Source organism: Sphaerisporangium siamense (assembly GCF_014205275.1).
Lineage (GTDB): Bacteria > Actinomycetota > Actinomycetes > Streptosporangiales > Streptosporangiaceae > Sphaerisporangium > Sphaerisporangium siamense.
The window spans coordinates 764,041-790,142 of sequence record NZ_JACHND010000001.1 but is presented as its reverse complement, the minus strand read 5'-3'; the positions used below and the strand labels follow the sequence as shown (position 1 = coordinate 790,142).

General features: G+C 72.9%; 15 protein-coding genes and 1 pseudogene. 4 read left to right on the top strand and 12 right to left on the bottom strand.

All coding sequences use genetic code 11. The features are described from left to right. Nucleotides 1–34 precede the first annotated feature (34 nt). The 5 genes from BJ982_RS03585 to fbaA all read right to left on the bottom strand — a co-directional run bounded on the left by BJ982_RS03585 (nt 35) and on the right by fbaA (nt 7,766). On the bottom strand, nt 35–1,660 hold the full coding sequence (locus BJ982_RS03585; RefSeq protein ID WP_184876524.1) for a glycosyltransferase family 2 protein: 1,626 nt from the start codon (nt 1,658–1,660) through the stop codon (nt 35–37). Beyond that, on the bottom strand, nt 1,657–3,609 hold the full coding sequence (locus BJ982_RS03580) for a glycosyltransferase family 2 protein (RefSeq protein WP_184876522.1): 1,953 nt from the start codon (nt 3,607–3,609) through the stop codon (nt 1,657–1,659). Before BJ982_RS03580 ends, BJ982_RS03585 begins: the two co-directional genes overlap by 4 nt. A gap of 82 nt (nt 3,610–3,691) precedes the next feature. Continuing rightward, on the bottom strand, nt 3,692–4,903 hold the full coding sequence (locus BJ982_RS03575; RefSeq protein WP_239123257.1) for a class I SAM-dependent methyltransferase: 1,212 nt from the start codon (nt 4,901–4,903) through the stop codon (nt 3,692–3,694). A gap of 55 nt (nt 4,904–4,958) precedes the next feature. After that, nucleotides 4,959–6,524, bottom strand: coding sequence for an asparagine synthase-related protein (locus BJ982_RS03570; protein ID WP_184876520.1), 1,566 nt, complete (start codon nt 6,522–6,524; stop codon nt 4,959–4,961). A 219-nt stretch (nt 6,525–6,743) separates the two neighbouring features. Beyond that, entirely contained in the window at nt 6,744–7,766 is a 1,023-nt protein-coding gene (fbaA, locus tag BJ982_RS03565; protein WP_184876518.1) for a class II fructose-bisphosphate aldolase, read from the bottom strand. 265 nt (nt 7,767–8,031) lie between these two features. On the opposite strand from fbaA, the gene BJ982_RS03560 reads away from it, so the two are divergent. Both BJ982_RS03560 and BJ982_RS03555 read left to right on the top strand, forming a co-directional pair. Next, nucleotides 8,032–8,718, top strand: coding sequence for a DedA family protein (locus BJ982_RS03560; protein WP_184876516.1), 687 nt, complete (start codon nt 8,032–8,034; stop codon nt 8,716–8,718). Nucleotides 8,719–8,813: 95 nt separating this feature from the next. After that, the gene (locus BJ982_RS03555; protein ID WP_184876514.1) at nt 8,814–9,239 is read left to right on the top strand and encodes a hypothetical protein; all 426 of its coding nucleotides are present in this window, start codon (nt 8,814–8,816) and stop codon (nt 9,237–9,239) included. A 39-nt stretch (nt 9,240–9,278) separates the two neighbouring features. Here BJ982_RS03555 and pyrE read toward each other — a convergent pair whose 3' ends face one another. Further along, on the bottom strand, nt 9,279–9,815 hold the full coding sequence (pyrE, locus tag BJ982_RS03550; protein WP_184876512.1) for an orotate phosphoribosyltransferase: 537 nt from the start codon (nt 9,813–9,815) through the stop codon (nt 9,279–9,281). Nucleotides 9,816–10,049: 234 nt separating this feature from the next. On the opposite strand from pyrE, the pseudogene BJ982_RS41080 reads away from it, so the two are divergent. After that, nucleotides 10,050–10,691 (top strand): annotated as a pseudogene (locus BJ982_RS41080) (NYN domain-containing protein); the annotation flags it as partial. A gap of 2,536 nt (nt 10,692–13,227) precedes the next feature. Here BJ982_RS41080 and BJ982_RS03535 read toward each other — a convergent pair. Both BJ982_RS03535 and BJ982_RS03530 read right to left on the bottom strand, forming a co-directional pair. Continuing rightward, nucleotides 13,228–13,854, bottom strand: coding sequence for a response regulator (locus BJ982_RS03535; RefSeq protein WP_184876510.1), 627 nt, complete (start codon nt 13,852–13,854; stop codon nt 13,228–13,230). Further along, nucleotides 13,854–18,020 (bottom strand): HAMP domain-containing protein, encoded by a 4,167-nt coding sequence (locus BJ982_RS03530; protein WP_184876508.1) that lies wholly within the window; start codon nt 18,018–18,020, stop codon nt 13,854–13,856. Before BJ982_RS03530 ends, BJ982_RS03535 begins: the two co-directional genes overlap by 1 nt. Nucleotides 18,021–18,141: 121 nt before the next feature. Between BJ982_RS03530 and BJ982_RS40240 the strand changes: the two genes are divergently transcribed. Next, on the top strand, nt 18,142–19,698 hold the full coding sequence (locus BJ982_RS40240; RefSeq protein ID WP_184876506.1) for a PP2C family protein-serine/threonine phosphatase: 1,557 nt from the start codon (nt 18,142–18,144) through the stop codon (nt 19,696–19,698). Nucleotides 19,699–19,809: 111 nt separating this feature from the next. On the opposite strand, the gene BJ982_RS03520 is transcribed toward BJ982_RS40240, so the two are convergent. From BJ982_RS03520 to BJ982_RS03505, 4 genes are all read right to left on the bottom strand, one after another. Continuing rightward, nucleotides 19,810–21,603 carry a S9 family peptidase gene (locus BJ982_RS03520; RefSeq protein ID WP_184876504.1) on the bottom strand — a complete coding sequence of 598 codons (1,794 nt, stop codon included), beginning with the start codon at nt 21,601–21,603 and terminating at the stop codon, nt 19,810–19,812. A 116-nt stretch (nt 21,604–21,719) separates the two neighbouring features. Beyond that, complete coding sequence (locus tag BJ982_RS03515) at nt 21,720–22,556, bottom strand: putative RNA methyltransferase (protein ID WP_184876502.1); 837 nt, start codon at nt 22,554–22,556, stop codon at nt 21,720–21,722. Between the two features lie 177 nt (nt 22,557–22,733). Further along, nucleotides 22,734–24,827 (bottom strand): 3-hydroxyacyl-CoA dehydrogenase NAD-binding domain-containing protein, encoded by a 2,094-nt coding sequence (locus tag BJ982_RS03510; protein ID WP_184876500.1) that lies wholly within the window; start codon nt 24,825–24,827, stop codon nt 22,734–22,736. Beyond that, a complete protein-coding gene (locus BJ982_RS03505; protein ID WP_311772304.1) occupies nt 24,824–26,002 on the bottom strand; it encodes a thiolase family protein in 1,179 nt (392 codons plus the stop codon). Before BJ982_RS03505 ends, BJ982_RS03510 begins: the two co-directional genes overlap by 4 nt. Nucleotides 26,003–26,102 lie beyond the last annotated feature (100 nt).

Below are 26,102 nucleotides of genomic sequence, written 5' to 3'. Positions count from 1 at the left end.
GCTTCTGTGATCCGCGCCGATATCCGGAAAACGTTCAGCGCAGGCGCCGCAGCAGGGCTCCCGGCCCGCGCGGCGCCGTCCCCCGGCCGCGCGGGGCGGGGGCCTTCTCGGCGGCCTCGGGCGCGTCGGCGCGCCCGGCGAGCTTCTCTGTCAGGCGCGCGTTCTCGGCCTTGAGCCGCGCCACCTCGCGCCTGAGCGCCGGGTCGTCGGCCTTGCCCCGCTTGGGCGGCTCGGCCTCGGCGGCGGGCAGGAAGCCCAGCGTCGCGCCGTCCGTCCAGCGGGTGCCGGCGACGTCGTCCACGGCGGAGTCCAGCGGCTCCCCCGCGGTCCGGACCAGGGCGGCCCTGGCGAACGCCCCGGTGTGCTCCAGCCGGGCGGCGATCACCTCGTCGGTCTCGTCCAGGGCCACGCTGACCAGCCCGTAGCCGTGCTCGGCCGCCTCCTCGACCAACCGCCGGACGGTCTCGGGCCCCGGCACCCAGCCGGCCGGGCACAGCAGCCGGTACGGCGCGGGCGCGGCCGAGTCCGGGGCGCGCTCGGCGAGGCGTACGCGTGGCTCGGCCCGGTAGAGGCCGCGGGCGAGCAGCAGGTCGAGGTGGGGGCTGGCGAGCGGGTCGCGCCGCTCCTCGCGCACCGACCCCCACGGCGCGACGAGCGTGATCCGCAGGTCGTTGAGCGAGCTCGCCAGGAAACCGTCCACGGTGGCCCTGACGTCCTCGTACGGCGCCGAGGACACGTCGATCACGACCTCGACGTACGGCACGAGCCACTGGCGGCGCGGGTGGGTGCGCCGCCACCGCATGACCGGGATGTGGTCGGGCACGAAGGCGTCGTTGTAGCGCCGCACCTGCTCGCCGTCGCGCATCATCATCGACGTGCCGAGGTGGCGGGTGCGGGCCTCGGGGGCCAGCACGAACGCCGCCCCGGCCTGCGCGAGCCGGTAGCCGAGCTCGCTGTCCTCGCCGAGCACGAGCCCGGTGTCCAGCGGCCCGGCGGCCCGCAGGAGCGCGGCGTTCACCGAGGCCGCGTTGGTGACGTGCACCCGGTAGGCCAGCTCGCGCTCGGTGCGCAGGCCGTCCGTGCGCGCGGCCAGGTCCACGATCCAGGCGTGCGGCTCGCTGGCGGCCTCGTCGAACAGGGTCTCGGTGGCGTGCGCGGCGACGGCGTCGCGCACCCGCGCGGGGGTGTGCGTCCCCGGCTCGTGGTCGACGAAGCGGACGTAGCCCATGACCACGAGGTAGCCGGCCAGATGGTGCCAGCGCATGTGCGCCTCGACCTCGTCGTGGAAGGCGACCATGTCGGCGTCGAGCCAGTGGACGACGTCGCCGTCCGCCAGGGCGAGCCCGGTGTTGCGCGCGGCGGAGCGGCCCCGCGCGCCGGGCTCGGTGGTGACCAGGCGGGTGTTCTCCGGGACGATCTCCGGCAGGTGCAGGGCGGGGAGGGTGCCGTCGTCGACGACGACGACCTCCATGAGGTGGCTCGGGTAGGTCTGGGCGGCCAGCGCGGCGAGGGTCAGGTCGAGTTTGTCCTGGTGGCCGTACGCGGCGATCACCACGCTCACCGGCATGCGCGGGGTCCACGAGCCGGGCTCGTGGGGCCGCAGGACGCCGTAGTCGTTGTGCCGGATCCTCGGCTGCGCGGGCCGGTCGTGTCCTGTCACTGCTCCCACTCCATCAGTCGGCTCGGCCGGAATCCCCGCCACTGCTCCTTCGCGCGGGCCAGGAAGTAGCCCACGGGCTCCCGCCAGGTGTGCCCGCCCCGCGCCGCCCTGCGCGCGACGAAGCCCAAGCCGTGGGTGCGGTAGATCGCGCCCCCGGCCCTGAGCAGGTCCTGGAAGAGATGGACGTCCACCGCGCGGGCCACGGGCCGGAAGCCGCCAAGGGCCTCGAACGCCGAGCGCGACACCACGAAGGTGCCGCCCGCCACGTGGTTGGACATGGTCTCGCTGGTCCAGTCGCGGCGGATCGTGACGTCGATCTGCCGCAGGTAGAAGAACTCCGAGGCGGCGCCGACCAGCTCGGCCCCCGAGTACGCCCGGGCGAGCGCCATGTCGGCCAGGTGGTCGGGCCCGTACCAGTCGTCGTCGTCCCACTTGCTGAGGTAGGCGCCGCCGGCCCGGCTCGCCGCGCGGTTGAGCACGGCGCCGAAGGGCAGGTCCGCGCCGGCCTCGACGATCGTGACCGGCCAGGGGAAGTTCCGCACGGCCGCCGCCACCTCGGGCGCGCCGGCGGGCACACCGTGCAGGGTGAGGATCACCTCCAGGTCCACGCCGCGCTGCCGGGCGATCTGGCCGAGTGCGAACGGGACGAGCGCGGCACGCCGGGTACACATGATCACCGAGATCGTGGGCGGGTCCGGGACCGGCACCCCGGCGCGGGCGGCCAGGGCCCGCCAGCGGGCGGTGGTGCCGTGGTGGGTGAGTGCGGTCCTGCGCAGCAGGACGCTGTGCTCCTCGCGCCGCAGGTCGTCGGCCAGGTCCTCCTCGGTGGCGGCGGTGAGGAGCGCGGACAGCTCGGGTCCGAGGCCGCCCGCGGCCCACCCGGGCGGCGGGTCCGACAGCAGCGGGACGCCCGCGGCGGCGAGCCCCGCGACGGCGTGGACGGCGGCGATCGGCCCGGTGTGGGCGGGATGCCAGCTCAGCCGGACGCCGCGCGCGCGGCGCAGGCGGCCCACGTCGGCGTCGGTCACCCCTCCGAAGCGGGCCAGGCGGACGAGCGTCGCCCCCTCCTGCCGGATCTCCCAACGGCCGTCGTGCTGCACGAGGTCGGCGATCGGCCGCGACGGCCTTTTGAGGAAGCCGCGCGGGTTGACCGACCGCTCGTCCACGGGCGGCACGGCGTCGGGCTCGATGGTGAGGGCGCGCAGCGCCGCGTAGCCGCCGGGGGCGCCGAGCCGCTCCCAGCTCACGGCGGGCGCCACGTCCACGGCGGGGACGCGCGGGTCGATCCAGCCGTCCTCGCCGTCCCTGTCGCCGTCCTCGTGGCCTTCCTCGGCCCGTACGGCCAGGTCGGCGGTGGGCACGTCGGAGCGGTCGGGCGCGGGGCCGCGGGCGTCGGAGAAGGCCGCGTTCGGGTCGCCGGGACGCCAGGCGGCCAGGCCCGTCCCGGCGAGGTCCGCCGTGGGCAGGGGGTAGGCGGCGAGGTGGTGGCCGCCGAGGCTCCTGGCGACGGCCGCCGCGACCTCGCCCGCGGGCACCGGCTCGGAGAAGCGGGCCGTGAGCCGCCAGCCGGTGCCGCCGTACCGGGTGACGGCGAGCTCGCGCAGCAGGCGGCGGCCGAGGCCCGGCGACAGGGGGAGGCCGGGGGCGTCGCACCACGGCGGCGCCTCGGCGATGACGACGCAGGCGAACGCGGCGGCCGGGAACGCCGTCCCGAGGGTGACGGCGCGGCGCAGGTCGGTGGGGGTGCGGGCCAGGAGCACGAAGGCGGCCGGGTCGGCGGCCACCCAGGGGTCGGGGCCCATCGCGTCCACGTCCGCCGCCTCGTACGCAATGCCGGGCAGCAGGCCGTCCAGGTCGGCCGGGTCCACGCCGGCCACCGCCACGGCGATCTTCGCGCCCTTCCTGGTCAGCCGCGCGGCCATCGCGGCCGGCATCACCGCGGCCGTCATGCCCGTTCCTCGCGGTGAAGGTCCCGGGTCACCGTCCGTCCCGCGCCGGGCGACCCCGGGGGCACCCTCCGTCCCGGGCGGGTCATCGGCCGGTCCGCCTCAGCACCGTCGCTCCCTTCTCGGCGGGGAAGGAGGAGCCGGTGATCTCGGGGAACTCCGCGAGCCACCGGTCGGCGATCTCCCGCTCGGCGGCACGCGCGCCGTCGTCCAGGACGAACCACGCGTCCGGCGCGCAGCGCGGCAGCAGCGCCGGCAGCGCCGGGTAGCGCGCCAGCGGAGCGGTGGCCCCCGGCGGGCCGTCCACGAAGACCAGCCCGATGTCGGTGAGGTCGTCCAGCGCGCGGGTGTCGTACCAGGGGATCACTTCGTCGCCGTCGCGCCACGAGGTCAGCGGCGCGTGGCGGATCTCCACGACGTCCTGCAGGCCGTGGGCGATCACGAGATCGCGGGAGGACCCGGCGAACCGCTCGTCGTGCTCCAGGGCGATCACCCGGCCGCCGCCGAAGCGCTGGACGGCGTAGCCCAGCCACACGCTGGACGCGCCGCTGCCGCACTCCACGATGATCTTCGGGTGGTCGACCGCGACCCGCTCGACCAGCAGGCGCAGCACGTCCGGCGAGGCCGCCCAGCCGCGCAGCCGCGGCAGCGGGGCGCGCGGCTGGAGCAGCGCCCGCACGTCGACCAGCGCCTCCAGTTGCGCGTAGTTCTGCCGCACGGCCCCCGACAGCGCGGCGTGCCCGTCGCGGACGTCGCCGCCGAGCGCGTCCAGCCGCTCGCCGATCTCGCGCACGGTCTGGGCGACGCCGCCCGCCGTCTGGTCGTTGACCAGGTCGCGCAGCTCGCGCAGGCCGGCCGAGTTCCGCTGGACCGCGTCGTCGATGCGCGCCACCGACAGCGCCAGCTCGTCCAGGCGGCCCGCCTGCGTGGTGAGGGCCATGCGGTCCTCGCCGAGCGCGGCCAGCACGGTGCCGGACTGGTGGCGCGCGGCCTCCTCCAGGCGTCCGGCGAGCCCGTCCAGGGTCGCGGCGAGCCGGGCGAGGTCGCCCTCCGTCCGCGCCAGCGCGGTGTCCTGGCGCTTGGTCCTGGTGTCGATGCGCAGGGCCTTGCCGTCGGTCCTGCGGACGCCCGCGACGATCGCGACGGCGGCGGCGAGGACGAGCAACGTGGCGGCGAGCTGGACCGCCGCGACGGGGGGCACGTCTCCTAGGACGGACAGCAGCACCGGCACCACCACCGCGAGGCCTGCGAAGGCGGCGCTGCCGATCAGCAGGAGGCGTGGGGAGAGTGTCCGCATTATCCGAATTCCTGGCCTTTCTTGGTGGGGCGGCGAGGGCGGGTCCGGGGGGCGTTCACGTGAGCGGCGTCCAGGCGAGACGGGAGCGGTGCCGGGCGCGCCAGCGCGCCAGCATGCTCGCCCACTGAAGGACGTACAGCGGCCCTGACCAGCGGGTTTGCCGGGCGCGGAGCTCAGGGTCCGTCAGCGTGGCGAGCATACGTGGGCCGAGGAGCGCGCGCACGTCCCCATCGGCGGCGACGCTCCCGGCGAGTGCTGAAAGGGCGGCCGGGCTGGTCTTGCGCTGCGGTCCGGGGGCCGGCCGCTCGCCCGGATCGTTCGTGGAGGGCAACGTCGCCACACGCGCCGCCCCGTACCCCAGCATCGCCCGGTAATACGCGTGATCCTCGCGCGCCGGGAGCGGCACGCTCAGGGCGGCGGCGATCACATCGGGGTCGGCGAACGGCAGCCACACCTCCGTCTCCGGGCCGAGCAGCCAGGACGGCGAGGTGAAGATGCCGCGGTACCGGGTCAGCAGCCGGGCCAGGACCGGCATGGCGTGGTGCCCGTCGAAGGGGCGCGTCACCCGGTGGAACGCCGCCAGGCCGAGCTCGGCGATCGTCTCGCCCGCGCCGCGCGCCCACACCTCGTCCTGCCGGGGGAAGTGCGTGGACAGGGCCCGCCACATCGCCTCCCGCGCCCGGCCGGGGTCCTTGGCCCCGGTCACCTCGGCGGGGGCGCCCCTGCGGAACAGGCCGTCCCCCAGGCAGCCGTCGATCAGCGGGGCGCGCAGGCGGTGGACGGCCCGGGCGTACGGCATCGCCCAGGAGTGGTGCAGCGTCTGGTACTGCGTGCGCCGCCACACCTCCCCGTGCTCCTCCAGCCACGACTCCGGGCCCGGCCTGACCACGTGGTGCGGGACGCCGAGCGCCGCCGCGACGGTCCGTGCGCGGGGGATGTCGAGGTCGAGCCCGTCGTCGGTGCTGGTCGTCCACGCCTCGATCCGGGCGGACGCGCGGCGGGCGGCCAGCGCCGCGAGCAGCCGCGAGTCCCACCCGCCGCTCAGGCCGACCGCCACCGGGCCCGCGCGGTGCGGGATCCGGGCGGCGATCAAATCGACGACGTCCTCGGGCGCCGGGGGCCGGCCCGGGTCCGCGGCGAGCCAGTCGGGGGCGAAGCGGTCGAGGCGCGGGCCGCCGTCGCGCCCGGCGCGCCAGGCGGTCGCGGGTTCCATGTGACGGATCTCGGCGAACGGCGTCTCGTCCCCGAGCGGGGTCATCATGACCAGCAGGTTCGCCCAGGCCGACCAGTCGACGTGGAGGAGGTCGCGGTCCAGCGTGGTCAGGGGGGCGAGGCGGGGGGAGAAGTACAGGGCGTCCCCGAGGCGGCGGACGTTCAGCTCGTGCAACCCGAGGGCGTCGGTGTGCAGGACGGCACCGTTCGGCTCGATCACCAGCCCCGCGGCGAGGCGGCGCTCGGCGGCCTCCTGCCACGAGCCCGGCTGCGGGGCGCCTCCGGCGGCGGGCCACCACAGGTAGCCGGAGCGTGGTCCCCGTGACCAGTTCTCCGGCTCTCCGGTGGACCACAGCGTGGCCAGTGGTGATCGGTGCACCTCGTCAAGCCCCCGTGGAGAGGCCGCCACCAGCCGCTCCACTATGCGCGCATCCCACTTTCCGATGGCACCGCAGACATATGGTCGCGATCGGTAGGAGATGGACATTTAGCTCATGCTAACGAGATATTTGTTAGAACAGCCTCCCGTCTACTAGTTTTTACTGTTTTTCTCAGCAGATTCACAAGAACGGGCGGACCCGCAGGGCCCGCCCGTTCTGCCGTGTCTCTGAGTGTCGCGCGCCGCGCGTCAGGACAGCTTGTTGCCCGCCGACAGCAGGTGCTCGCAGGCCTCCTTCACCCGGGCGGCCATGCCGGCCTCGGCCGACTTGCCCCACGCGCGCGGGTCGTAGTCCTTCTTGTTGCCCACGTCGCCGTCGACCTTCAGCACGCCGTCGTACTTGCGGAACATGTGGTCGGCGACCGGGCGGGTGAAGGCGTACTGGGTGTCGGTGTCGATGTTCATCTTCACGACGCCGTACGAGATCGCCTCGCGGATCTCCTCAAGGGAGGAGCCGGAGCCGCCGTGGAACACCAGGTTGAACGGCTTCTCGGTGCCGTACTTGGCGGTCACCGCCTCCTGGATCTCCTTCAGCACGGTCGGGCGCAGCTTGACGTGACCCGGCTTGTAGACGCCGTGCACGTTGCCGAACGTCGCGGCGAGCAGGTACTCGCCGCGCTCCCCGAGACCGAGCGCCTCGGCGGTGGCCAGGGCATCCTCGGGCGTGCTGTACAGCTTCTCGTTCATCTCGCCGACGACGCCGTCCTCCTCGCCGCCGACGACGCCGATCTCGGCCTCCAGCACGACCCGCGCCGCCGCCGCCTTCTCCAGCAGCTCACGGGCGATCTGCAGGTTCTCGTCCAGCGGGCAGGCCGAGCCGTCCCACATGTGGGACTGGAACAGCGGGTCCTTGCCCTCGGCCACGCGGCGCCGGGAGATCTCCAGCAGCGGGCGGACGAAGCCGTCGAGCTTGTCCTTGGGGCAGTGGTCGGTGTGCAGGGCGATGTTCACCGGGTACTTGTCCGCGACCACGCGGGCGAACTCCGCCAGCGCCACGGAGCCGGTCACCATGTCCTTCACCGACGGGCCCGACAGGTACTCGGCGCCACCGGTCGACACCTGGATGATGCCGTCGCTCTCGGCCTCGGCGAAGCCGCGCAGCGCGGCGTTCAGCGTCTGCGAGGACGTCACGTTGATCGCCGGATAAGCGAAACCATTGGCCTTGGCCCGGTCGAGCATTTCGGCGTAGACCTCTGGGGTCGCGATGGGCATCGGAAGTCAACTCCCTAGACGAACATGTGGCTGAACGTGTGGACGACCGGGGTCGGGATCCCCGGGGCAAGTATTGCGAAGGAGCGGCGGGCGAGGAAGAAGGGGTCCAGCATGTGTCCGCTCCCCCGGCGCGCGGGCCTCGCACCATTCTCCCGCGTCGTTCCCTGTGTCTTTCCCTCCCTCAGGAGGCCCGCCGCCCTCCCGGCACGACGGGTACACCCCACTGGCACCTCTACCCCGCCCCGCGGCGGTACTCTCATCGGTGATGGACCTCACAAATCTTCTGGACGCCCAATGGTGGATCGTCACCTTCGGGCTCATCGGCATTCTCGTGATCATTTTCGCCGAGACCGGGTTGCTCATCGGCTTCTTCCTGCCCGGTGACTCGCTGCTGGTGGTCGCGGGCATGGGGGCGTCCGCCGCGGTCGCCTCCTCGGTGGGCCTCGACGCGCCCTTCCCCCTGGCCGTCCTGCTGATCTGCGCCCCGCTGTGCGCGATCCTCGGCGCCCAGCTCGGCCACTACATCGGAGCCAAGACCGGCCCCCGGCTGTTCGCGCGCCCCGAGTCACGGCTGTTCAAGCAAGAGTACGTGGTGAAGGCCGAACACTATTTCCAGAGGTTCGGGCCCGCGCGCGCCGTCGTCCTGGCGAGGTTCATCCCGATCGTCCGCACGTTCCTCAACCCGGTGGCCGGCATGCTCGGCATGCCCCGCACCACCTTCCTGCTGTGGAACGTCCTCGGCGGCATCCTCTGGACCGAGTCGATGCTGCTCATCGGCTACTTCGCGGGCAGCGCCATCCCCAACGTCGACCGGTACATCCTGCCGGGCGCCGCGGTCATCATCGTGCTGTCGGTCATCCCGATCATCCGCGAGGTCCTGAAGAACCGTAAGGCGCCGCGGCAGGTCACCGAGCCGCGCGGACGTCACCACAGGGACGCCAGCCCCCGCTGACCCGCCGGCCGGCCAGAGGAGTCCCGGCGTCCCGCCGGTGACCGTGATGTCCAGCGGCTACCCTCCGAAGGGTGGGACGCCACCGGTCTGACCCCATGGGAATCGCCCGCCTGCTGCTCGTGGGCGTCGCGATCCTCGTGGTGCTGGGCCTGGTCGTCCTCGGCGCCGTCGCGCTGATCGGCTCGCTCAGCGCCGACGGGGACGGCGCCGCGCCCGTCGCCGCCTCGCCCACCCCGGCCACGGCGTCCCCCACCCCGTCGGAAGAGGTCTCGGCCGACGGGCTTCCCACGCTGTACGTCGAGTGCCGCGCGGACCGCTGCCCGATCTTCGTCCGGGTCAGCGGCGGCGACATCATCGAGAACCGCGACCTCACCCGCGGCCAGCAGGCCATCTACTCCCAGCCCCGGCTGGACGTCGTCCTCGCCGACGCCTCTTCGATGTACGTCGAGGTCAACGGCAGGGCCCGCCCCCCGGCCAAGCCGGGGGAACGGCAGAGCTTCGTCGCCGAGCGCGTCCAGTGAGGACGTCCCCCGCCGGGGCCTTCCGCGCCCCGGGCGGCCTCAGTCCAGCCCGAGGTCGGTGAGGGTGTAGGCCGTGCGATAGGGCAGGCCCGTCGCCTCGATCGCGGACACCGCGCCGCGGTCCACGATGGTGGCCACGCCCACGATCTCCGCGCCGGCCTCGCGCAGCGCCTCCACGGCCGTGAGCACCGAGCCGCCCGTCGTCGAGGTGTCCTCCACGGCCAGCACGCGGCGGCCCGCGACGTCCGGGCCCTCGATCCTGCGCTGGAGGCCGTGGGCCTTGCCCGCCTTGCGCACCACGAACGCGTCCAGGTGCCGTCCCCGCGCGGCGGCGGCGTGCAGCATGGCCGTGGCGACCGGGTCGGCGCCCAGGGTGAGGCCGCCGACGGCGTCGTACCCGAGATCCTCGGTGAGGTCCAGCATGACCTGGCCCACCAGCGGGGCCGCCACGCCGTCCAAGGTGATCCGGCGCAGGTCCACGTACCAGTCGGCCTCGCGGCCCGAGCTCAGCACGACCCGCCCGTGCACCACTCCCTTTTTCTTGATCTCGTCGAGAAGTTTCGCGCGCTCATCCATGGAGGCCAGCCTAGAGACCCCTTCGGAGCACCCCCTGCGGGGCCACTCCTTTATCACCAAGGGCTGAAAATAACGGCAAACTGGTACGGTCGGCGGGAACATTCCCGAACATGGGCATGCGCGGGCCGAATCGCCGGGATTCACCCTCGCAGGATCAGTGCCTTCATTACCCTGAGATAGGGCCGGGCTTCGGCTGCCACCGGACCTTGGCCACGTATGAGAGGGCGGTGTCGCGTGGATCGCTGCGCGCTGTTCGTGGACGCTGGCTATCTGCTGGCGGACGGCGCGATGGCCGTGCATGGGACCCGCCATCGCGAGGCCGTCGCCTGGGACTATCCCGGCCTGCTGCAACTCCTCTCCACGCTTTCCCGCGAGCGTACCGATCTGCCGTTGTTGCGGTGCTATTGGTATGAGGCGACCGTCGAAGGGCGGCGCACTCCCGAGCACGACGCGCTCGCCGACATCCCCGGACTCAAGCTCCGCCTCGCCCGCATCCGTCCCGGCCGCAGGGAAGGCGTGGACGCCCAGGTCCACCGCGACCTCATGACGCTGGCCCGCAACAACGCCATCTGCGACGCCGTCGTCGTCAGCGGCGACGAAGACCTCGCCCAGGTCGTCAGCGACGCGCAGGACCTCGGCATCCGCGTCACCGTGATCCACATCGCGGCCGAGGGGGGCTGGGCGGTGTCCCGCACCCTCCAGCAGGAATGCGACGACCTCATCGAGATCGGCAGCGGCCACCTCCGCCCGTACGTCAACCTCGTGACGGGCAACATCGCCGCCGGGCCGGACGGCGGACCGTCCAACGGCTTCCACCTGCCGGCCCCGATCGGCAACGGCCGCGCCCGCGACGCCACCTACAACGGCCGCCCCCCGTCGCCCTACGCCTCGCCGCCACCCACCGGCCCCTTCACCTCCCCTCCCTCCACAGGCCCTTTCACCACCTCCCCGCCGGCCTCCGGCCCCCTCGGCACCGGCCCGGCCTCGGGTTCCGTCACCTCCAGCCCGCCTTCGGGCTCTCTCGGTACGGGTTCGGCCTCGGGTTCTCTCTCCTCCGGTCCGCCTTCGGCCTCCGCCGGCCCGGCCACGGGCTCCTTCGCCTCCGCTCCCGGCGGCACGGCCACGCCGATCTCCGGCACGTCCGGTGCCCACGGCGGCTCCCCGGCCTCGTCCGCCGGCTCGGGCTCCCAGGGCGCGGGTTCTCCTGACGCGGGCCTGCGCGGCGGCGGGGGCCGGCCTTCGGCGTCCCTCGGCCCGGAAACGCCGGGCCAGGCGGGGCCGGGCTCGCCGTCCTACGGAGCGGGCGGGGTCGCGTCCGGAAACACGGGCGGGGTCGCGTCCGGAAGCAGTGGCACAAGGGCGGGTTCGTCCGGTTCGGACGCCCACAGCCAGAGCGCTCTCGCGTCCGGAAGCCTGGGCCCTTCCGCCGGTTCCCAAGGCGGCGGCTCTCTCGGGGCGGATTCTCTCGGAGCCGGACCGCACGGCGCGGGCTCGTACACGGCGGGTTCCGGTGTATCCGGTACGGGCGCTCTTACTGGAAATTTCAGCCTTCCCGCTGGTTCCCACACCTCGGGCCCGCACGGCGACGGCCCCCAGGGCACCCCTTCCCACGCCCCGGGCCCCTACGGCGACGGGTCGCACGGCGCAGGCCCCCAGGGGAATGGGGCGCAGGGCGCGGGTTCCCACGGGGACGGTTCGCAGGGCGCGGGCGACGGCTCGCACGGCGTCAGGTCCTACGGCGCCGGTGCCCATGGGGACGGGGCGCACGGCACGGGCTCGTACGGCACGGGCTCGTACGGCACGGGCTCATACGGCACGGGCTCATACGGCCTCGGTGCGCAGGGCACCGGCGGCTACACATCTGGATCGCCGGGCACGGGGACGCACGGCGCGAGCGGCCAGGGCTCTGGATCACCCGGCGCGGGCGCGCCAGGCGACCAGACCGGCCCGGCTTCCCCCCACAGCGGCCCGCTCACCTCCCGATCCCCCGGCGCCTCCGGCAACCTCCCCGGCTCCAACTCCCTCGGCCCCAGCTCTCCACGGTCCGGCTCCCTCGGCTCCACTCCTCCGGGATCCGCTTCCCTCGGTCCCACCTCTCCGGGATCCGCTTCCCTCGGCCCCACGGCCGGTGGCTCAGGTTCCTTGGGCTCGGCCTCCAGCGCTTCCGGTTCGCCGGGCTCGACCACCGGCGGGTCCGGTTCCCATGGTCCGGCCTCCGGCGGATCCGGTCCTCTTGGTTCGACCACTGGCGGGTCCGGCCCCCTTGGGCCGGCCTCCGGCGGGTCCGACGGCCTTGGGGCGAACGCGGCCGGGAGCGGCTCGGTCGGAGCCGGCTTGTCCGGGAACGTTCCGGCGGGCTCGCACACCACGCCCTCTCCCGCCGACCAGGTGGGGCTCACCGGCGTCCACAACTTCGGCTTCCTGGGCACGAGCTCCCGCAACCACAACTCCACGGGCACCGGCGCGCCGGGCTCCTCGACAGGCGCGGGCTCTCACGGCCTCTCGGCCACTCCGGGCTCGCAGACCGGCGGCCTGATCTCCCAGAACCCTTCCACCTACGGCACAGGCGCCCACACCCCGAACCACGCGGGCTCTCACGCGGGAAACCGGACCCCGAACCACGCCGGTAGCCCCACAGGCTCCCATGCCGGTGCCTCCACGGGCTCCCATGCCGGAAGTCCCACAGGCTCCCATGCCGGAAACTCGGCCGGGCCCGCCTCGGGGAACCTCACGGCGAACTCGCCAGCCGGAACCTCCCCGGGAACGGGCGCCCATGCCTCGTCCGACCTCGGCTCCTCGGCGCCGTCAGGCACGCGGTCGGGCTCGGTCTCCTCCAACAGCCCCCGCTCCGACTCCTCATCCCGCTCGTCGCAGCCCGCCCTGCCCCCCGCGTACACGAACTACTCGGACGCCCCGTCGTCCTCCCGCGGCTCGCAGCCCCCCGCGTCACAGCCCATGGCCGCGCCCGTGCCGCCCCAGGCCGGCGGTCAGTACACCCTGGGCTCCTCGGCCCCGTCGGGCGTGGGCTCCTCCGGCTCGGCCTACCCGACCTCCCAGCTCGGCCCGTACACCGGCCCGCAGCCCGCGCCGGTCACCGGCGGTATGCCGGGGACGACCACTCTGGCGGACGCCGTCAAGGCCGCACACAAGGAGGGCCACGACTTCGGCGAGTCCGTCGCCCGCGACGCCCCGGCCCTCTGGCTGGAAGCCGTCCTGGCCCGCAAACCCCGCATGCCCTCCGACCTGGAGGCCCGTCTCCTCCAGGGTTCCTCGCTGCCCATCGACTTCCTCCTCCACGACGAGGTCCGCCACGCGCTCCGCCGCGGCTTCTGGGACGCCCTGGAACGCGCCCGCCGCTGACCCTTCGGCAGGCCGCGGCGCCCGCCGGCGCCGGTGAAAGGGGCGCGCGGGGTCAGGAGAGGGCGTCGAAGCCGGCGCGGAGGTGGGTCACCCGCTCGGACAGGTCGTTGAGGGGGCCGGAGAGGGCGGTGCTGCCGTTGGCGTGGTGGGCCAGGTCCGTGATGCGGGCCAGCTCTTCCTCGACGGCGCTCAGGCGGCGGGAGAGCTCGGGGAGGACCTCCGCGCCCATGCCGTCCGGCAGCTCGACGTTGAGCCGCTCACGCAGCAGCGAGGCCTGCTCCGTGAGGCGGCGGTTCATGTTGTAGAGCTCGACGAAGACCGACACCTTGGCGCGCAGCACCCACGGGTCGAACGGCTTGGTCAGGTAGTCGACGGCGCCGGCGGCGTAGCCGCGGAAGGCGTAGTCGGGGGCGCTGTCGACGACGGTGAGGAAGATGATCGGGATGTTGCGGGTGCGCTCGCGCCGCTTGATGTGGGCGGCGGTCTCGAAGCCGTCCATGCCGGGCATGCGCACGTCCAGCAGGATCAGGGCGAAGTCCGTGCCGAGCAGCGCCTTGAGGGCCTCTTCCCCCGACCGCGCCCGCACGGCGGTCACGTCCAGGGAGCTGAGGATGGCCTCCAGGGCGATGAGGTTCTCCTCCCGGTCGTCGACCAGGAGGACCCTTGCTCGATCCGGCATCAATCGCGTCCCTCTCTACCGTCGCCGGAGGCCACCCGGCCGCGCGTGAGCCAGCCACGAAGGCGTTCCAGGAGCCGGTCGACGTCCACCGGCTTCGGCACGTAGTCGGACGCGCCGGAGGCGATGCTCTTCTCGCGGTCCCCGCGCATGACCTTGGCGGTCAGCGCGATGATCGGGAGGTCGGCGAACTGCGGCATGCGCCGGATCGCCGAGGTGGTCGCCCAGCCGTCCATCTCGGGCATCATGATGTCCATCAGAACGAGCGCGACATCCTCGTTGCGTTCGAGCTGCTCGATTCCCTCAAGGCCGTTCTCAGCGTAGACGACGGTCGCACCGTGGCGTTCCAGGACGCTGGTCAGCGCGAAGACGTTACGGATGTCGTCGTCCACGATGAGAATCTTCGCATCGTTCAGCGGATCCTCGCCCTGCCAGGTCGCGGGCGCGGGAAGCGGAGGCTCCTCGGCGATCTGCGGCAGTTCGGGCAGGACGTCGGAGGCGGTGAGCTCCAGCGAGCGTTCCTGCGGGGTGTCGAGCGGCGCGATCGCCGCGCCGCCGTCGGCGTTGGCGAGCGGCCCGGAGTAGCTGACCGGCAGGTGCAGCGTGAACGTGCTGCCCTTGCCCGGCTCGCTCTTGGCGTGGATCTCGCCGCCGAGCAGGCGGGCGATCTCGCGGCAGATCGACAGGCCGAGGCCCGTGCCGCCGTACTTGCGGCTGGTGGTGCCGTCGGCCTGGCGGAACTGCTCGAAGATGACGTCCAGCTTCTCGGGCGCGATGCCGATGCCGGTGTCCACGACGGCGAAGGAGAGGATGTCGTCGCTGCCGCGCAGGGTCTCGTCCACGTACGGCACGTCGGACGCCCGCGTGATGTCGAGCCGCACCTCGCCCTTGGGGGTGAACTTGACCGCGTTGGACAGCAGGTTGCGCAGGACCTGTTGCAGGCGCTGCTCGTCGCTGCGCACCTCCTCGGGCACGGCCGAGTCGACGTAGACGGAGAAGGACAGGCCCTTGTCCAGGGCGAGCGGGCCGAAGGTGGCCTCGACGTACTCGACCAGCTTGGGCATGGAGATCTGCTGGGGGTGGATGTCCATGCGCCCGGCCTCGACCTTGGACAGGTCGAGGATGTCGTTGATGAGCTGCAGCAGCGCCGACCCGGCGCCGTGGATGGTCCTGGCGAACTCGACCTGCTGCGGGGTGAGGTTGCCCTCGCTGTTCTCGGTGAGCAGCTTGGCCAGCACCAGGAGGCTGTTGAGCGGGGTGCGCAGCTCGTGGGACATGTTGGCCAGGAACTCGGTCTTGTACCGCGAGGACACCGCGAGCTGCTCGGCGCGTTCCTCCAGCGTGCGGCGGGCCTGCTCGATCTGGAAGTTCTGGATCTCGATGGCGCGGTTCTGCTTGGCGAGCAGTGCGGCCTTGTCCTCCAGCTCGGCGTTGGACCTGCGCAGTTCCTCCTGCTGGCGCTGGAGCTCGTCGGAGCGCTCGCGCAGCTCGGTGGTGAGCCGCTGCGACTCGGCCAGCAGGCCCTCGGTGCGCGAGTTGGCGATGATCGTGTTCATCGTGACGCCGATGGTCTCGACGAGCTGGTTGAGGAAGGCCAGGTGGACCTCGCCGAACTCGCTGAAGGAGGCCAGCTCCATGACGCCGAGGACCTGCTCCTCGAACAGGACGGGGAGCACGACGATCTGCGCGGGGGTGGAGCTGCTCAGCCCGGTGTCGATGGTGAGGTAGTCGGAGGGGACGCGGTCGAGGACGATGGGACGGCCCTCGGCCGCCGCCTGCCCGACGATGCCCTGCCCGAACGCGAACCGGTCCCGCGCGCCGTTGCCGGGCCGCACGCCGTACCCGGCGATGAGCCCGAGCTCGGCGTCCTTGGGGCTGGACACCATGTAGAAGGCGCCGAAGTGGGCCTGCACCAGCGGGGTCAGCTCGCTCATGATCAGCTTGCCGACCTCCTGGAGGTCGCGGTGGCCCTGCATGAGGCGCGAGACGCGGGCCAGGTTGCTCTTGAGCCAGTCCTGCTGCTGGTTGGCCTTGGTGGAGGCGACCAGGTTGGACACCATCGTGTTGATGTTGTCCTTCAGGTCGGCCAGCTCGCCCTGCGCCTCGACGCTGATCGAGCGGGTGAGGTCGCCGCGGGCGACGGCGCTGGTGACCTCGGCGATGGCGCGGACCTGGGTGGTCAGGTTGCCCGCCAGCTCGTTGACGCTCTCGGTGAGCTGCTTCCAGGTGCCCTCGACGCCCTCGACGCGGGCCTGGCCGCCCAGCCGGCCCTCGGAGGCGACCTCGCGGGCCACGCGGGTGACCTCGGAGGCGAAGGACGAGAGCTGGTCGACCATGCGGTTGATGGTGGTCTTCAGGACGAGGATCTCGCCCTGCGCGTCCACGTCGATCTTGCGCGACAGGTCGCCCCTGGCGACCGCGGTGGTGACCTCGCCGATGTTGCGGACCTGGTAGGTCAGGTTGGTCGCCATGGAGTTGACGTTGTCGGTGAGGTCCTTCCAGACGCCCGACACGCCGCGCACGCGGGCCTGCCCGCCGAGCTGGCCCATGGTGCCGACCTCGCGGGCGACGCGGGTGACCTCGTCGGCGAACAGCGAGAGCTGGTCGACCATGGTGTTCACCGTGTCCTTGAGCTGCAGGATCTCGCCCTGCGCGTCCACGGTGATCTTCCTGGACAGGTTGCCCTGCACGACGGCGTTGGAGACGGCCGCGATCTGCCGGACCTGCGAGGTCAGGTTGTTGGCCATGAAGTTGACGTTGTCGGTGAGGTCCTTCCAGACGCCCGACACGCCGCGGACCTGGGCCTGGCCGCCGAGCTGGCCCTCGGAGCCGACCTCGCGGGCCACGCGGCTCACCTCGGAGGCGACCGACGAGAGCTGATCGACCATCGTGTTGATGGTGGACTTCAGCTCCAGCATCTCGCCCTGGGCGTCCACGTCGATCTTCTTGGACAGGTCGCCGCCGGCGACGGCCTTGGTGACCTGGGCGATGTTGCGCACCTGGTAGGTCAGGTTGTACGCCATCGAGTTGACGTTGTCGGTGAGGTCCTTCCAGACGCCGGAGACGCCCTTCACGTCGGCGCGCCCGCCGAGCTGGCCCTCGGTGCCGACCTCGCGGGCGACGCGGGTGACCTCGTCGGCGAACATCGAGAGCTGGTCGACCATCGTGTTGAGGGTCTCTTTGAGCTGGAGGATCTCGCCCTGAGCGTCGGCGGTGATCTTCTTGGACAGGTCGCCCTGGGCCACGGCGGTCGCCACGGTGGCGATGTTGCGCACCTGGCTGGTGAGGTTGCCCGCCATGACGTTGACGTTGTCGGTCAGGTCCTTCCAGACGCCCGAGACGCCGCGGACGCGGGCCTGGCCGCCGAGCTCGCCCTCGGTGCCGACCTCGCGGGCCACGCGGGTGACCTCCTCCGCGAAGGCGGAGAGCTGGTCGACCATGGTGTTGACGGTGTTCTTGAGCTCCAGCATCTCGCCGACGGCGTCGACGGTGACCTTGCGGGACAGGTCGCCGCGCGCGACGGCGGTGGTGACGACGGCGATGTCGCGCACCTGGGCGGACACCCGGCTGGACATGGTGTTCACGGCGTCGGTGAGGTCGCGCCAGCTTCCGGACATGTCGCGGAGGTTGGCCTTGCCGCCGAGCCGGCCCTCGGAGCCGACCTCGCGGGCGACCCGGGTGACCTCGGAGGTGAACAGCGAGAGCTGGTCGACCATGCCGTTGATGGCCTTGCCGAGGCGGCGCACCTCGCCGCGGGAGGTGGTGGTCTCCATGTCGATGCGCCGCGACAGGTCGCCCTGGGCGACGGCGTCGAGGACGTCGGCGGCGCTGCTGACCGGGCCGACCAGGGCGTCGATCAGGGCGTTGACCGAGTCGACGCTCTCGGCCCACGAGCCGACGCCGGGGCCGGGGGTGAGGCGCACGCCGAAGTGACCCTCCTTGGTCACCTCTCTGCGGACGCGCAGCAGCTCGTTGGCGAGGTGTTCGCGGCGGTCGGCGACCTCGTTCACCAGGAGCCGGATCTCGCTGAGTATGCCGTGGGGGGCGTGGGGCACCCTGCGGCGGAAGTCACCGTCACGCCAGGTGATGAGCGTCTCCAGCAGGGGCCGAAGTTCGGACTCGGTATATGACCGCTCCGAACCGGGCTCCTTGGTCGGGGTACCCTTCATGAAGCCTCCTTCACGCTGTTCGGGCGGGACTCGGAGTAGTGCCAGTCTGGCATGAAGGCGGCTATGCGGTCGCCCGGTCGGTTGACCGCATGTGACTGCGGAGTGTGGTAAGCACGGTGCGATGACAAGTTCTTCCCGGGGTGTGCTGGCCGCCTCCTTCGCGGCCGGCGATACGGCCCTACCCGCGGCCATCCGGTTCACGCGCGAGGTCATGACCGCGTGGGCCGCGGCTTCGATCAGGCCCGACGCGGAGCGGCTGACCGGCGAGCTCGTGGCCGAAGTGCGGGACGGTCCGTTCGAGATCGTATGGATGCATCAGGGGGATTCGCTGCAGATCGAGGTCCGGGAGAAGGACCACGACGCGGCGACGGCCTCGGCCCCCTCGGCGCCGGTCACGGTCTGGGGCGTCAGCTTCTCCGGCGCGCTGCGCACCCGCTGGGCCCGCCTGCCCCTGCCCGGCAACTCCGGGGGAGAGGAACCCGACGACTGGACGGCCGGCGGCGGCGCCTCCCAGGGGCCGGGCTGGCTGGGGTTCCTCGCCGACGCCAGCGACCTGCTCGCGGGCACGCTGGACCTCAACATGGTGCCCGCGCTGATCGCCCAGATCGTCGTCCCCCGGCTCGCCACCTGGTGCGCGGTGTACACCGCCGTCTCCGGCGCCGAGCCGCCCACCCCGGCCTACCTCTGGCACGCCGACGAGTCGCAGATCGACGTCCTGCGCGAGCAGCTCGAACAGACCGAGATCCCCGCGCTGGAGAACCTCACCCCGACGCCGATCCAGCTCGCCGACTGGCAGTCGCTGGCCTTCCCGCTGACCGCGCGCGGGCGCAGCCTCGGCCTCATGTGCCTCGGGCGCGCCGGCCGCTTCCCCGACGAGGTGGCCAGGCTCGCCGAGGACCTCGCCCGGCGCGCCGCCCTGGCCATGGACAACGCCCGGCTGTACGCCCAGCAGGCCGACGCCAACCGGGCGCTGCAGCGCAGCCTGCTGCCGCCGGGCACCCCGGCCGAGACGCCGGGCCTGGACTACTGGGTGGTGTACGAGCCCGCGGGCGAGAACAACGAGGTCGGGGGCGATTTCTACGACCTTTTCACCACCGGCGAGGGCTCGTGGCGCTTCGCGATCGGCGACGTCTGCGGCACCGGGCCCGAGGCCGCCGCGGTCACCGGCCTGGCCCGCCACACCCTGCGCCTGCTCGCCCGCGAGGGGTACGACGTCGCCTCGGTCGTCTCCCGGCTGAACCGGGCGATCCTGGAGGAGGGCGAGCGCGCCCGGTTCCTCACGCTCCTGCACGGCGAGATCACCCGCACCGGCGACGGCCTCGACCTCTCCCTGATCTCCGCCGGGCACCCGGAGGCCCTGCGGCTGCGGCCGAGCGGCGTGGTCGAGGCCGTGGTGACCTCCCAGTCGCTGCTCGGCGTGTTCCCCGAGGCCGAGTTCGAGGCCGACCACGTCCACCTGGCCCACGGGGACGTGCTGCTGGGCGTGACCGACGGCGTCACGGAACGCCGCTCGGGAGAACGGCTGCTCGACGACGACGGCGGCCTGGCCAAGCTGCTGGCCGAGTGCGCCGAGCTGTCGGCGCGGGCCGTCGCCGAGCGCATCCGCCGCGCCGTGGAGGAGTACGCCGCCGAGCCCAGCGCCGACGACCTCGCGATCCTGGTGCTGCGCGCCGACTGACCCCCGCCTCGCCGCTCCCGGCCGTCGCGGAGACGGCCGGGCGGGCGCCGTCTCCCGCGGTGGTCTAGACCGGTGGCGGCGGACCGGTCCGTACCGGGCCCGCCTCCCGGCTCAGGACCGCGCCGAGGCGGGCTGGGCGAGGCCGACGTGCTTGCGCGCGAAGTCGAGCTGCGCCGCCATCTGGCGGATGCGCTCCTCGACGACCAGGGAGCCGTGTCCGGCGCTGTAGCGGTAGACCTCGAACGCGTGGTCCCGCTCGGCGAGCTTGCCCAGGTACTGCTCGATCTGCCGGATCGGCGAGCGCGGGTCGTTCTCGCCCGCCAGCACGAGCAGCGGCGCCCGTATGCCGTCCAGGTACGACATCGGCGAGGACGCCGCGTACAGCTCCGGCACCTCCTGCGGCGAGCCGCCGAACAGGGCGCGGTGGTAGGCGCGCAGGCCCTCGGTCTCGTCGCGGTAGGCGGCGGCGTGGTCGGCGATGGGCACGGCGGCGATCCCGGCCGCCCAGCTCTTGGGCTGGGTGCCGAGGCCGAGCAGCGTGAGGTAGCCGCCCCAGGACGCGCCCGCGAGCACCAGGCGCTCGGGGTCGGCCAGGCCGGTGGTGACGGCCCAGTCGCGGACCGCCGCGACGTCGGACAGCTCGATGTGGCCGACGTCGCCGCGTAGCGCGTCCCGCCACGCCGAGCCGTACCCCGTCGAGCCGCGGTAGTTGACCCGCACGACCACGAAGCCGGCGTCGACCCAGGCGGCGACGTTCGGCAGGAACGAGTCGTCGTCCTGCGCGGCCGGGCCGCCGTGCAGCAGGAAGACGGCCGGGTACGGGCTCGTGCCGATCTCGGGGCGCGACACCAGGGCGTGGATCCGCCCGCCGGGGCCTTCGACGAAGACGTCCTCCAGCGGCACCGAGGGCGGCGCGGAGGGGCCGGACTGGTTCATGACGACGTGGCCGTCGCTGGCGCGGACCACCGGAGGGTGCGCCGCGCTGGACCACGAGTACTCGACGGTGCCGTCCGGCCGGGGCATGGCGTCGTGGATGACGCCGTGCAGGGTCTTGATCGGCGCGAGGTCACCGCCGCCGAGGTCGTAGCGGAACAGCTCGGTCCTGGCCCGGTCGTTGTGGCCGATGAGCAGCGCCCTGCCGTCGTGGTACCAGTCGGCGGTGATCTCACCGGGCACGCGCAGCCAGATCTCGCGCTGCTCGCCGGTCAGCGGGTCCCAGACCAGGGGCTCGCGACGGCCGCGACGCTCGTGCAGGGTGAGGATGCGCCGGTCGGTCATGGTCGGGGCGAACCGCACGCCGCTGAAGCCCTTGCCGGGCCCGTCGTGCAGGTCGCCGACCACCTGGCCGTTCGGCCTGATCACGCGCAGGGCGGGGTGGCGGGAGTCGCCGTGCTCGCTGTGGCTCACCGCGATCAGCGAGCCGTCCAGCGACATGCCGGAGACCTGCGCGAACTCGCGAGACTCGTAGATGACGGCGGGCCGCTCGTCGCCGCCGACGCGGAAGTGCAGCACCTGGAAGCCGTGGCGGCTGCTGCGCCCGACGGCGGCGGTGCCCGCGGCGGACAGCGCGAGGCCGGTCGGGTGCCCGGGCGCCAGGTCGGGGTGGGCCGGCATCTCGGGGCCGCCGTTGAACGGCTGGCGCGTCCAGATGCCGAACTCGTCGCCGTAGGTGTCGGAGAACCACCAGATCCACTGACCGGTGGGGTCGATCGCGGCGTGCGAGGTGCCGCGCGGACGGCTGGTGACCTGCCGGGTGGCGCCGTTCGACCGGTCCCAGGCGTGGATCTCCCAGATGCCGGAGATGTTGCAGCGGTACACGGCCCGGGACGGTGCGAGCCGTGCCCAAACGGGCAGTGTCATACGTGCCGCGCGGAACCTGGCCTGCCAGCGTTCCTCGGCCTTCATGGGCGTGCCCCTCCCTCACGCTCTCCCGGACCGGCATCGGCGGGTTGCCGTTAAGTATGTCGCTTCTAAACGGATGTTGGTCTACAAAGTCGGGGAAATTCGTAATTCGGGTTGTTCTAGGCGATCTTACGGAAGAGTGAGATGTGGCATGACATTTCCACGGCCACCTGGAGAGGCAGGCGGGAAATCTCCTGTTCCAGTGCCCCGGAATCGACATGCCATGCGCTCGGCCCCATCCCGGCGACCGCGGCGACCGCCCGGTGGTCGAGGAGCATACGGCCCTCCAGGACCTCCCGCGAGATCTCGGTGAAGTGGCCCCCGAGGGACTCCTCGACCCGGCGGGCCTTGGCCTCGTCCACCGACAGCAGGCCGAGCGTCTCGACCAGCGGCGCCAGGTGGCGTGAGGTGGGGGTGACCACGACGAGCGTCCCCCCGGGCCGCAGCACGCGGGCGAACTCGGGCCCGTTGCGGGGGGCGAACACGTCGAGCACGACCTCCACCCTGCCGTCCTTCACCGGCAGCGCGCGCCACACGTCCGCGACGACCGCGGCGACCCGCGGGTGGGCGCGGGCGGCCCGCCTGAGCGCGTGCTTGGAGACGTCCAGGGCGATCCCCACGTCGTCCGGGCGCAGCGCACGGGCCAGGTAGTGGCCCGTGCCGGCTCCGGCGTCCAGGACGATTCCAGGGCCCGGCGCGGCGACCTCACCGACCAGCGCGCGCAACCGCTCGGCCAGCGGCGTGTAGTGTCCGTCGTCGAGGAACTCCGCCCGCGCGGCCACCATGGCCGGGGTGTCGGCGGTGCCGGGGGCCGCGGAGCCGGTCAGCAGGCTCACGTAGCCCTGCCGCGCCACGTCGAACGCGTGACCCTCCGCGCACCGGACGGCCGCGCCGCGCAGGGACAGGTCGCCCCGGCACACGGGGCAGGCGAGGGCGTTGATGGCGTCGGCGAGCATGAACTCCATCATCCCGAATTCCGGCGGGGCCTCGGACGGGGCGTCCGGCTACGGAGTGGTCTGTACAGGTACGGACGTAATCGGCGGGATATGTCCGTACAGGTGGTGATTTCTTAGCTACGCGACCTGACGCCGGCCTCCAGGAACGCCCCCGGAGGCCGGCGCGATCAGGGACGGTCAGGCGGGGACCGACGCCATGCCCGGCGCGAGGAAGCGGCGCCCGGTCACCTCGGCCGACACGCCCGTCCTGTCCAGGTACGGCGTGATGCCGCCGGTGTGGAACGGCCAGCCCGCGCCGAGGATCATGCACAGGTCCACGTCCTCGGCGGCGGCCACGACGCCCTCGTCCAGCATCAGGCGCGCCTCCTCGGCCAGCGCGCGCAGCGCCCGCGCCCGCACCTCCTCGGCGGACGGCCCGGTCAGGCCGGAGCCCTCGAAGATCTGGCGCGCCTCGGGGTCGATCGAGAAGTCGGGCGCGAACACGCCGGGCTTGCCGGCCTTCACCAGGTTCGCCAGGTTCTCCGAGACCTTGTACCGGGCGGGGAACGCCTCGTGCAGCGTCTCGGCGACGTGCAGCGCCACCGCCGGGCCGACGAGCTGGAGCAGCGCGAACGGCGACATCGGCAGCCCGAGCCCGTCCAGGGCGTGGTCGGCCGTCTCGACCGGGGTGCCCTCGTCCACCGCCCCGATGACCTCGCCCATGAAGCGGGTCAGCAGGCGGTTCACCACGAACGCCGGGGCGTCCTTCACCAGCACGCACGACTTCTTCAGCGCCTTGCCGGTCGCGAAGGCCGTGGCCAGCGTGGCGTCGTCGGTGCGCTCACCGCGGACGATCTCCAGCAGCGGCAGCACGGCCACCGGGTTGAAGAAGTGGAAGCCGACCACCCGCTCGGGGTGGCGCAGCCCCGACGCCATCGCGCTCACCGACAGCGAGGAGGTGTTGGTCGCCAGCACGCACTCGGGGCCGACGACGGCCTCGACCTCGGCGAACACCTGCTTCTTGACCTTCAGGTCCTCGAAGACGGCCTCGATCACGAAGTCGGCGTCGGCGAAGGCGTCCTTGGTCAGCGACCCCGAGACCAGGCCCTTCAGCCGGTTGGCCTGGTCGCCGTTCACCCGGCCCTTGGCGAGCAGCTTGTCCACCTCGGCGCGCACGTAGCCGACGCCCTTGTCCAGGCGCTCCTGGTCCAGGTCGGTGAGGACGACGGGCACCTCCAGCCGCCGCGCGAACAGCAGCGCGAGCTGGGAGGCCATCAGGCCCGCGCCCACCACCCCCACCTTGGTCACCTTGCGGGCGAGCGCCTTGTCGGGCGCGCCCGCGGGCCGCTTGGCGCGGCGCTGCACCAGGTCGAAGGAGTAGAGCCCGGCGCGCAGCTCGTCGCCCATGAGCAGGTCCGCCAGGGCCTGGGTCTCGGCCTCGAACCCCTCGTCCCGCCCGGCCGTGCGGGCGAGCGCGACCAGGTCGAGCGCGCGGTACGGCGCCGGCGAGGCGCCGCGCAGCTTCAGGTCCACCAGCGCCCGCGCGCCCGCGACGGCCGAGTCCCAGGCCGCGGCGTCGGAGGTGAACGGCGGACGGGACACCGCGGCCTCGCCGGTCAGCACCCGGGCGGCCCAGCGCAGCGACTCCTCCAGGAAGTCGGCGGGCTCGAAGATCGCGTCGGCGACGCCGAGCCGGAACGCCTCCCGCCCCTTGATCATGCGGTTCTGCGACAGCGGGTTCTCGATGATGAGCTTGAGCGCGGACGCGGGGCCGATCAGCCGGGGGAGTAGCTGCGTGCCGCCCCAGCCGGGGACCAGCCCGAGGAAGCACTCCGGCAGCGCCACCGCCGGCACGCCCGACGAGATCGTCCGGTAGGTGCAGTGCAGCGCGATCTCCAGGCCGCCGCCCATGGCCGCGCCGTTCACGAACGCGAACGACGGCACCTCCAGCTCGCCGAGCCTGCGGAACACCTCGTGCCCGAGCCTGCCGAGCTCCTCGGCCTGCCCGCGGGTCCTGACCAGCGCCGCGCCCTTGAGGTCGGCGCCGACCGCGAAGATGAACGGCTTGCCGGTCACGCCGACGGCGGCCAGGTCGTCGCGGGCGGCGATCGCGTCCAGGGCCTTGTCCAGCTCGGTCAGGCCGCGCGGCCCGAAGGTGTTCGGCTTGGTGTGGTCGAAGCCGTTGTCCAGCGTGATCAGGGCCATCGTCCCCGCGCCGCCGGGGAGGCTCACGTCGCGGACGAGGGCGTGGGTCACGACCTCGTCGTCGAAGATCTCGGTGATGTCGCTCACTTGGCGCCCTCCCAGGCGGGGTTCTCCCAGATGACCGTTCCGCCCATGCCCATGCCGACGCACATCGTGGTGATGCCGTACCGGACGTCGGGCCGTTCGCCGAACTGGCGGGCGAGCTGCGTCATCAGGCGGACGCCCGACGAGGCGAGCGGGTGGCCGAACGCGATCGCGCCGCCGTAGGGGTTCACCCGGGGGTCGTCGTCGGCGATGCCGAAGTGCCCGAGGAAGGCCAGCACCTGCACGGCGAACGCCTCGTTGATCTCGATCAGGCCGATGTCGCCGATGCCGAGGCCCGCCAGGCGCAGCGCCCGCTCGGTGGACGGGATCGGGCCGACGCCCATGACCTCCGGGTCCACCCCGGCGAAGGCGTAGGAGACCAGGCGCATCTTGGCGGTCAGGCCCAGCTCGGCCGTGACGTCCGCCGCCGCGACCACGCAGCCGGTGGCGCCGTCGTTGAGGCCCGCCGCGTTGCCGGCCGTGACGCGGCCGTGCGCGCGGAACGGCGTCTTCAGCCCGGCGAGGCCCTCCATGGTGGTGCCGGGCCTGGGCGGCTCGTCCTCGGTGGCCAGGCCCCAGCCCTCGGCGGCCTTGCGGGCCGCCGTCGGCACCAGGTCCTGCTGGATCCTGCCGTCGGCGTACGCCTTGGCGACCTTCTCCTGCGAGGCCACGGCGTAGGCGTCCGCGCGCCGCCTGGTGATCTCGGGGTACCGGTCGTGCAGGTTCTCCGCCGTCATGCCCATGATCAGCGCCGAGCCGTCCACCAGGCTCTCCGACAGAAACCGGGGGTTCGGGTCCACCCCTTCGCCCATCGGGTGGCGGCCCATGTGCTCCACGCCGCCCGCGATGGCGACGTCGTAGGCGCCGAAGGCGATGCCCCCGGCGACGTTCGTGACGGCGGTCATCGCGCCCGCGCACATGCGGTCCACGGCGTACCCGGGGACGGTCTTCGGCAGCCCGGCCAGCACGGCGGCGGACCGCCCGATGGTCAGCCCCTGGTCGCCGATCTGGGTGGTGGCCGCGATCGCGACCTCGTCGACGCGTTCGGGCGGCAGGCCCGGGTTGCGGCGCATCAGCTCACGGATGACACGGACGACCAGGTCATCGGCACGCGTCTCGGCGTACAGGCCTTTCGGGCCCGACCTGCCGAAAGGCGTGCGCACGCCGTCGACGAACACGACGTCACGTGACGTTGGCACGGCTGGCTCCTCGCATAGGCTACTCGTGAGTAACATAATGCCACGGCCCGGCGGCGCCGCGTCCAGGTGGTGTCCTACC

Bases quoted from the DNA above. Each gene is read 5' to 3' on its own strand.
- pyrE (WP_184876512.1), bottom strand. From the start codon at position 9,815: ATGGATGAGCGCGCGAAACTTCTCGACGAGATCAAGAAAAAGGGAGTG.
- BJ982_RS03580 (WP_184876522.1), bottom strand. From the start codon at position 3,609: ATGACGGCCGCGGTGATGCCGGCCGCGATGGCCGCGCGGCTGACCAGG.
- BJ982_RS40240 (WP_184876506.1), top strand. From the start codon at position 18,142: ATGACAAGTTCTTCCCGGGGTGTGCTGGCCGCCTCCTTCGCGGCCGGC.
- BJ982_RS03555 (WP_184876514.1), top strand. From the start codon at position 8,814: ATGGGAATCGCCCGCCTGCTGCTCGTGGGCGTCGCGATCCTCGTGGTG.
- BJ982_RS03575 (WP_239123257.1), bottom strand. From the start codon at position 4,903: ATGCGGACACTCTCCCCACGCCTCCTGCTGATCGGCAGCGCCGCCTTC.
- BJ982_RS03535 (WP_184876510.1), bottom strand. From the start codon at position 13,854: ATGCCGGATCGAGCAAGGGTCCTCCTGGTCGACGACCGGGAGGAGAAC.
- BJ982_RS03515 (WP_184876502.1), bottom strand. From the start codon at position 22,556: ATGCTCGCCGACGCCATCAACGCCCTCGCCTGCCCCGTGTGCCGGGGC.
- BJ982_RS03560 (WP_184876516.1), top strand. From the start codon at position 8,032: ATGGACCTCACAAATCTTCTGGACGCCCAATGGTGGATCGTCACCTTC.
- BJ982_RS03520 (WP_184876504.1), bottom strand. From the start codon at position 21,603: ATGAAGGCCGAGGAACGCTGGCAGGCCAGGTTCCGCGCGGCACGTATG.
- BJ982_RS03530 (WP_184876508.1), bottom strand. From the start codon at position 18,020: ATGAAGGGTACCCCGACCAAGGAGCCCGGTTCGGAGCGGTCATATACC.
- fbaA (WP_184876518.1), bottom strand. From the start codon at position 7,766: ATGCCCATCGCGACCCCAGAGGTCTACGCCGAAATGCTCGACCGGGCC.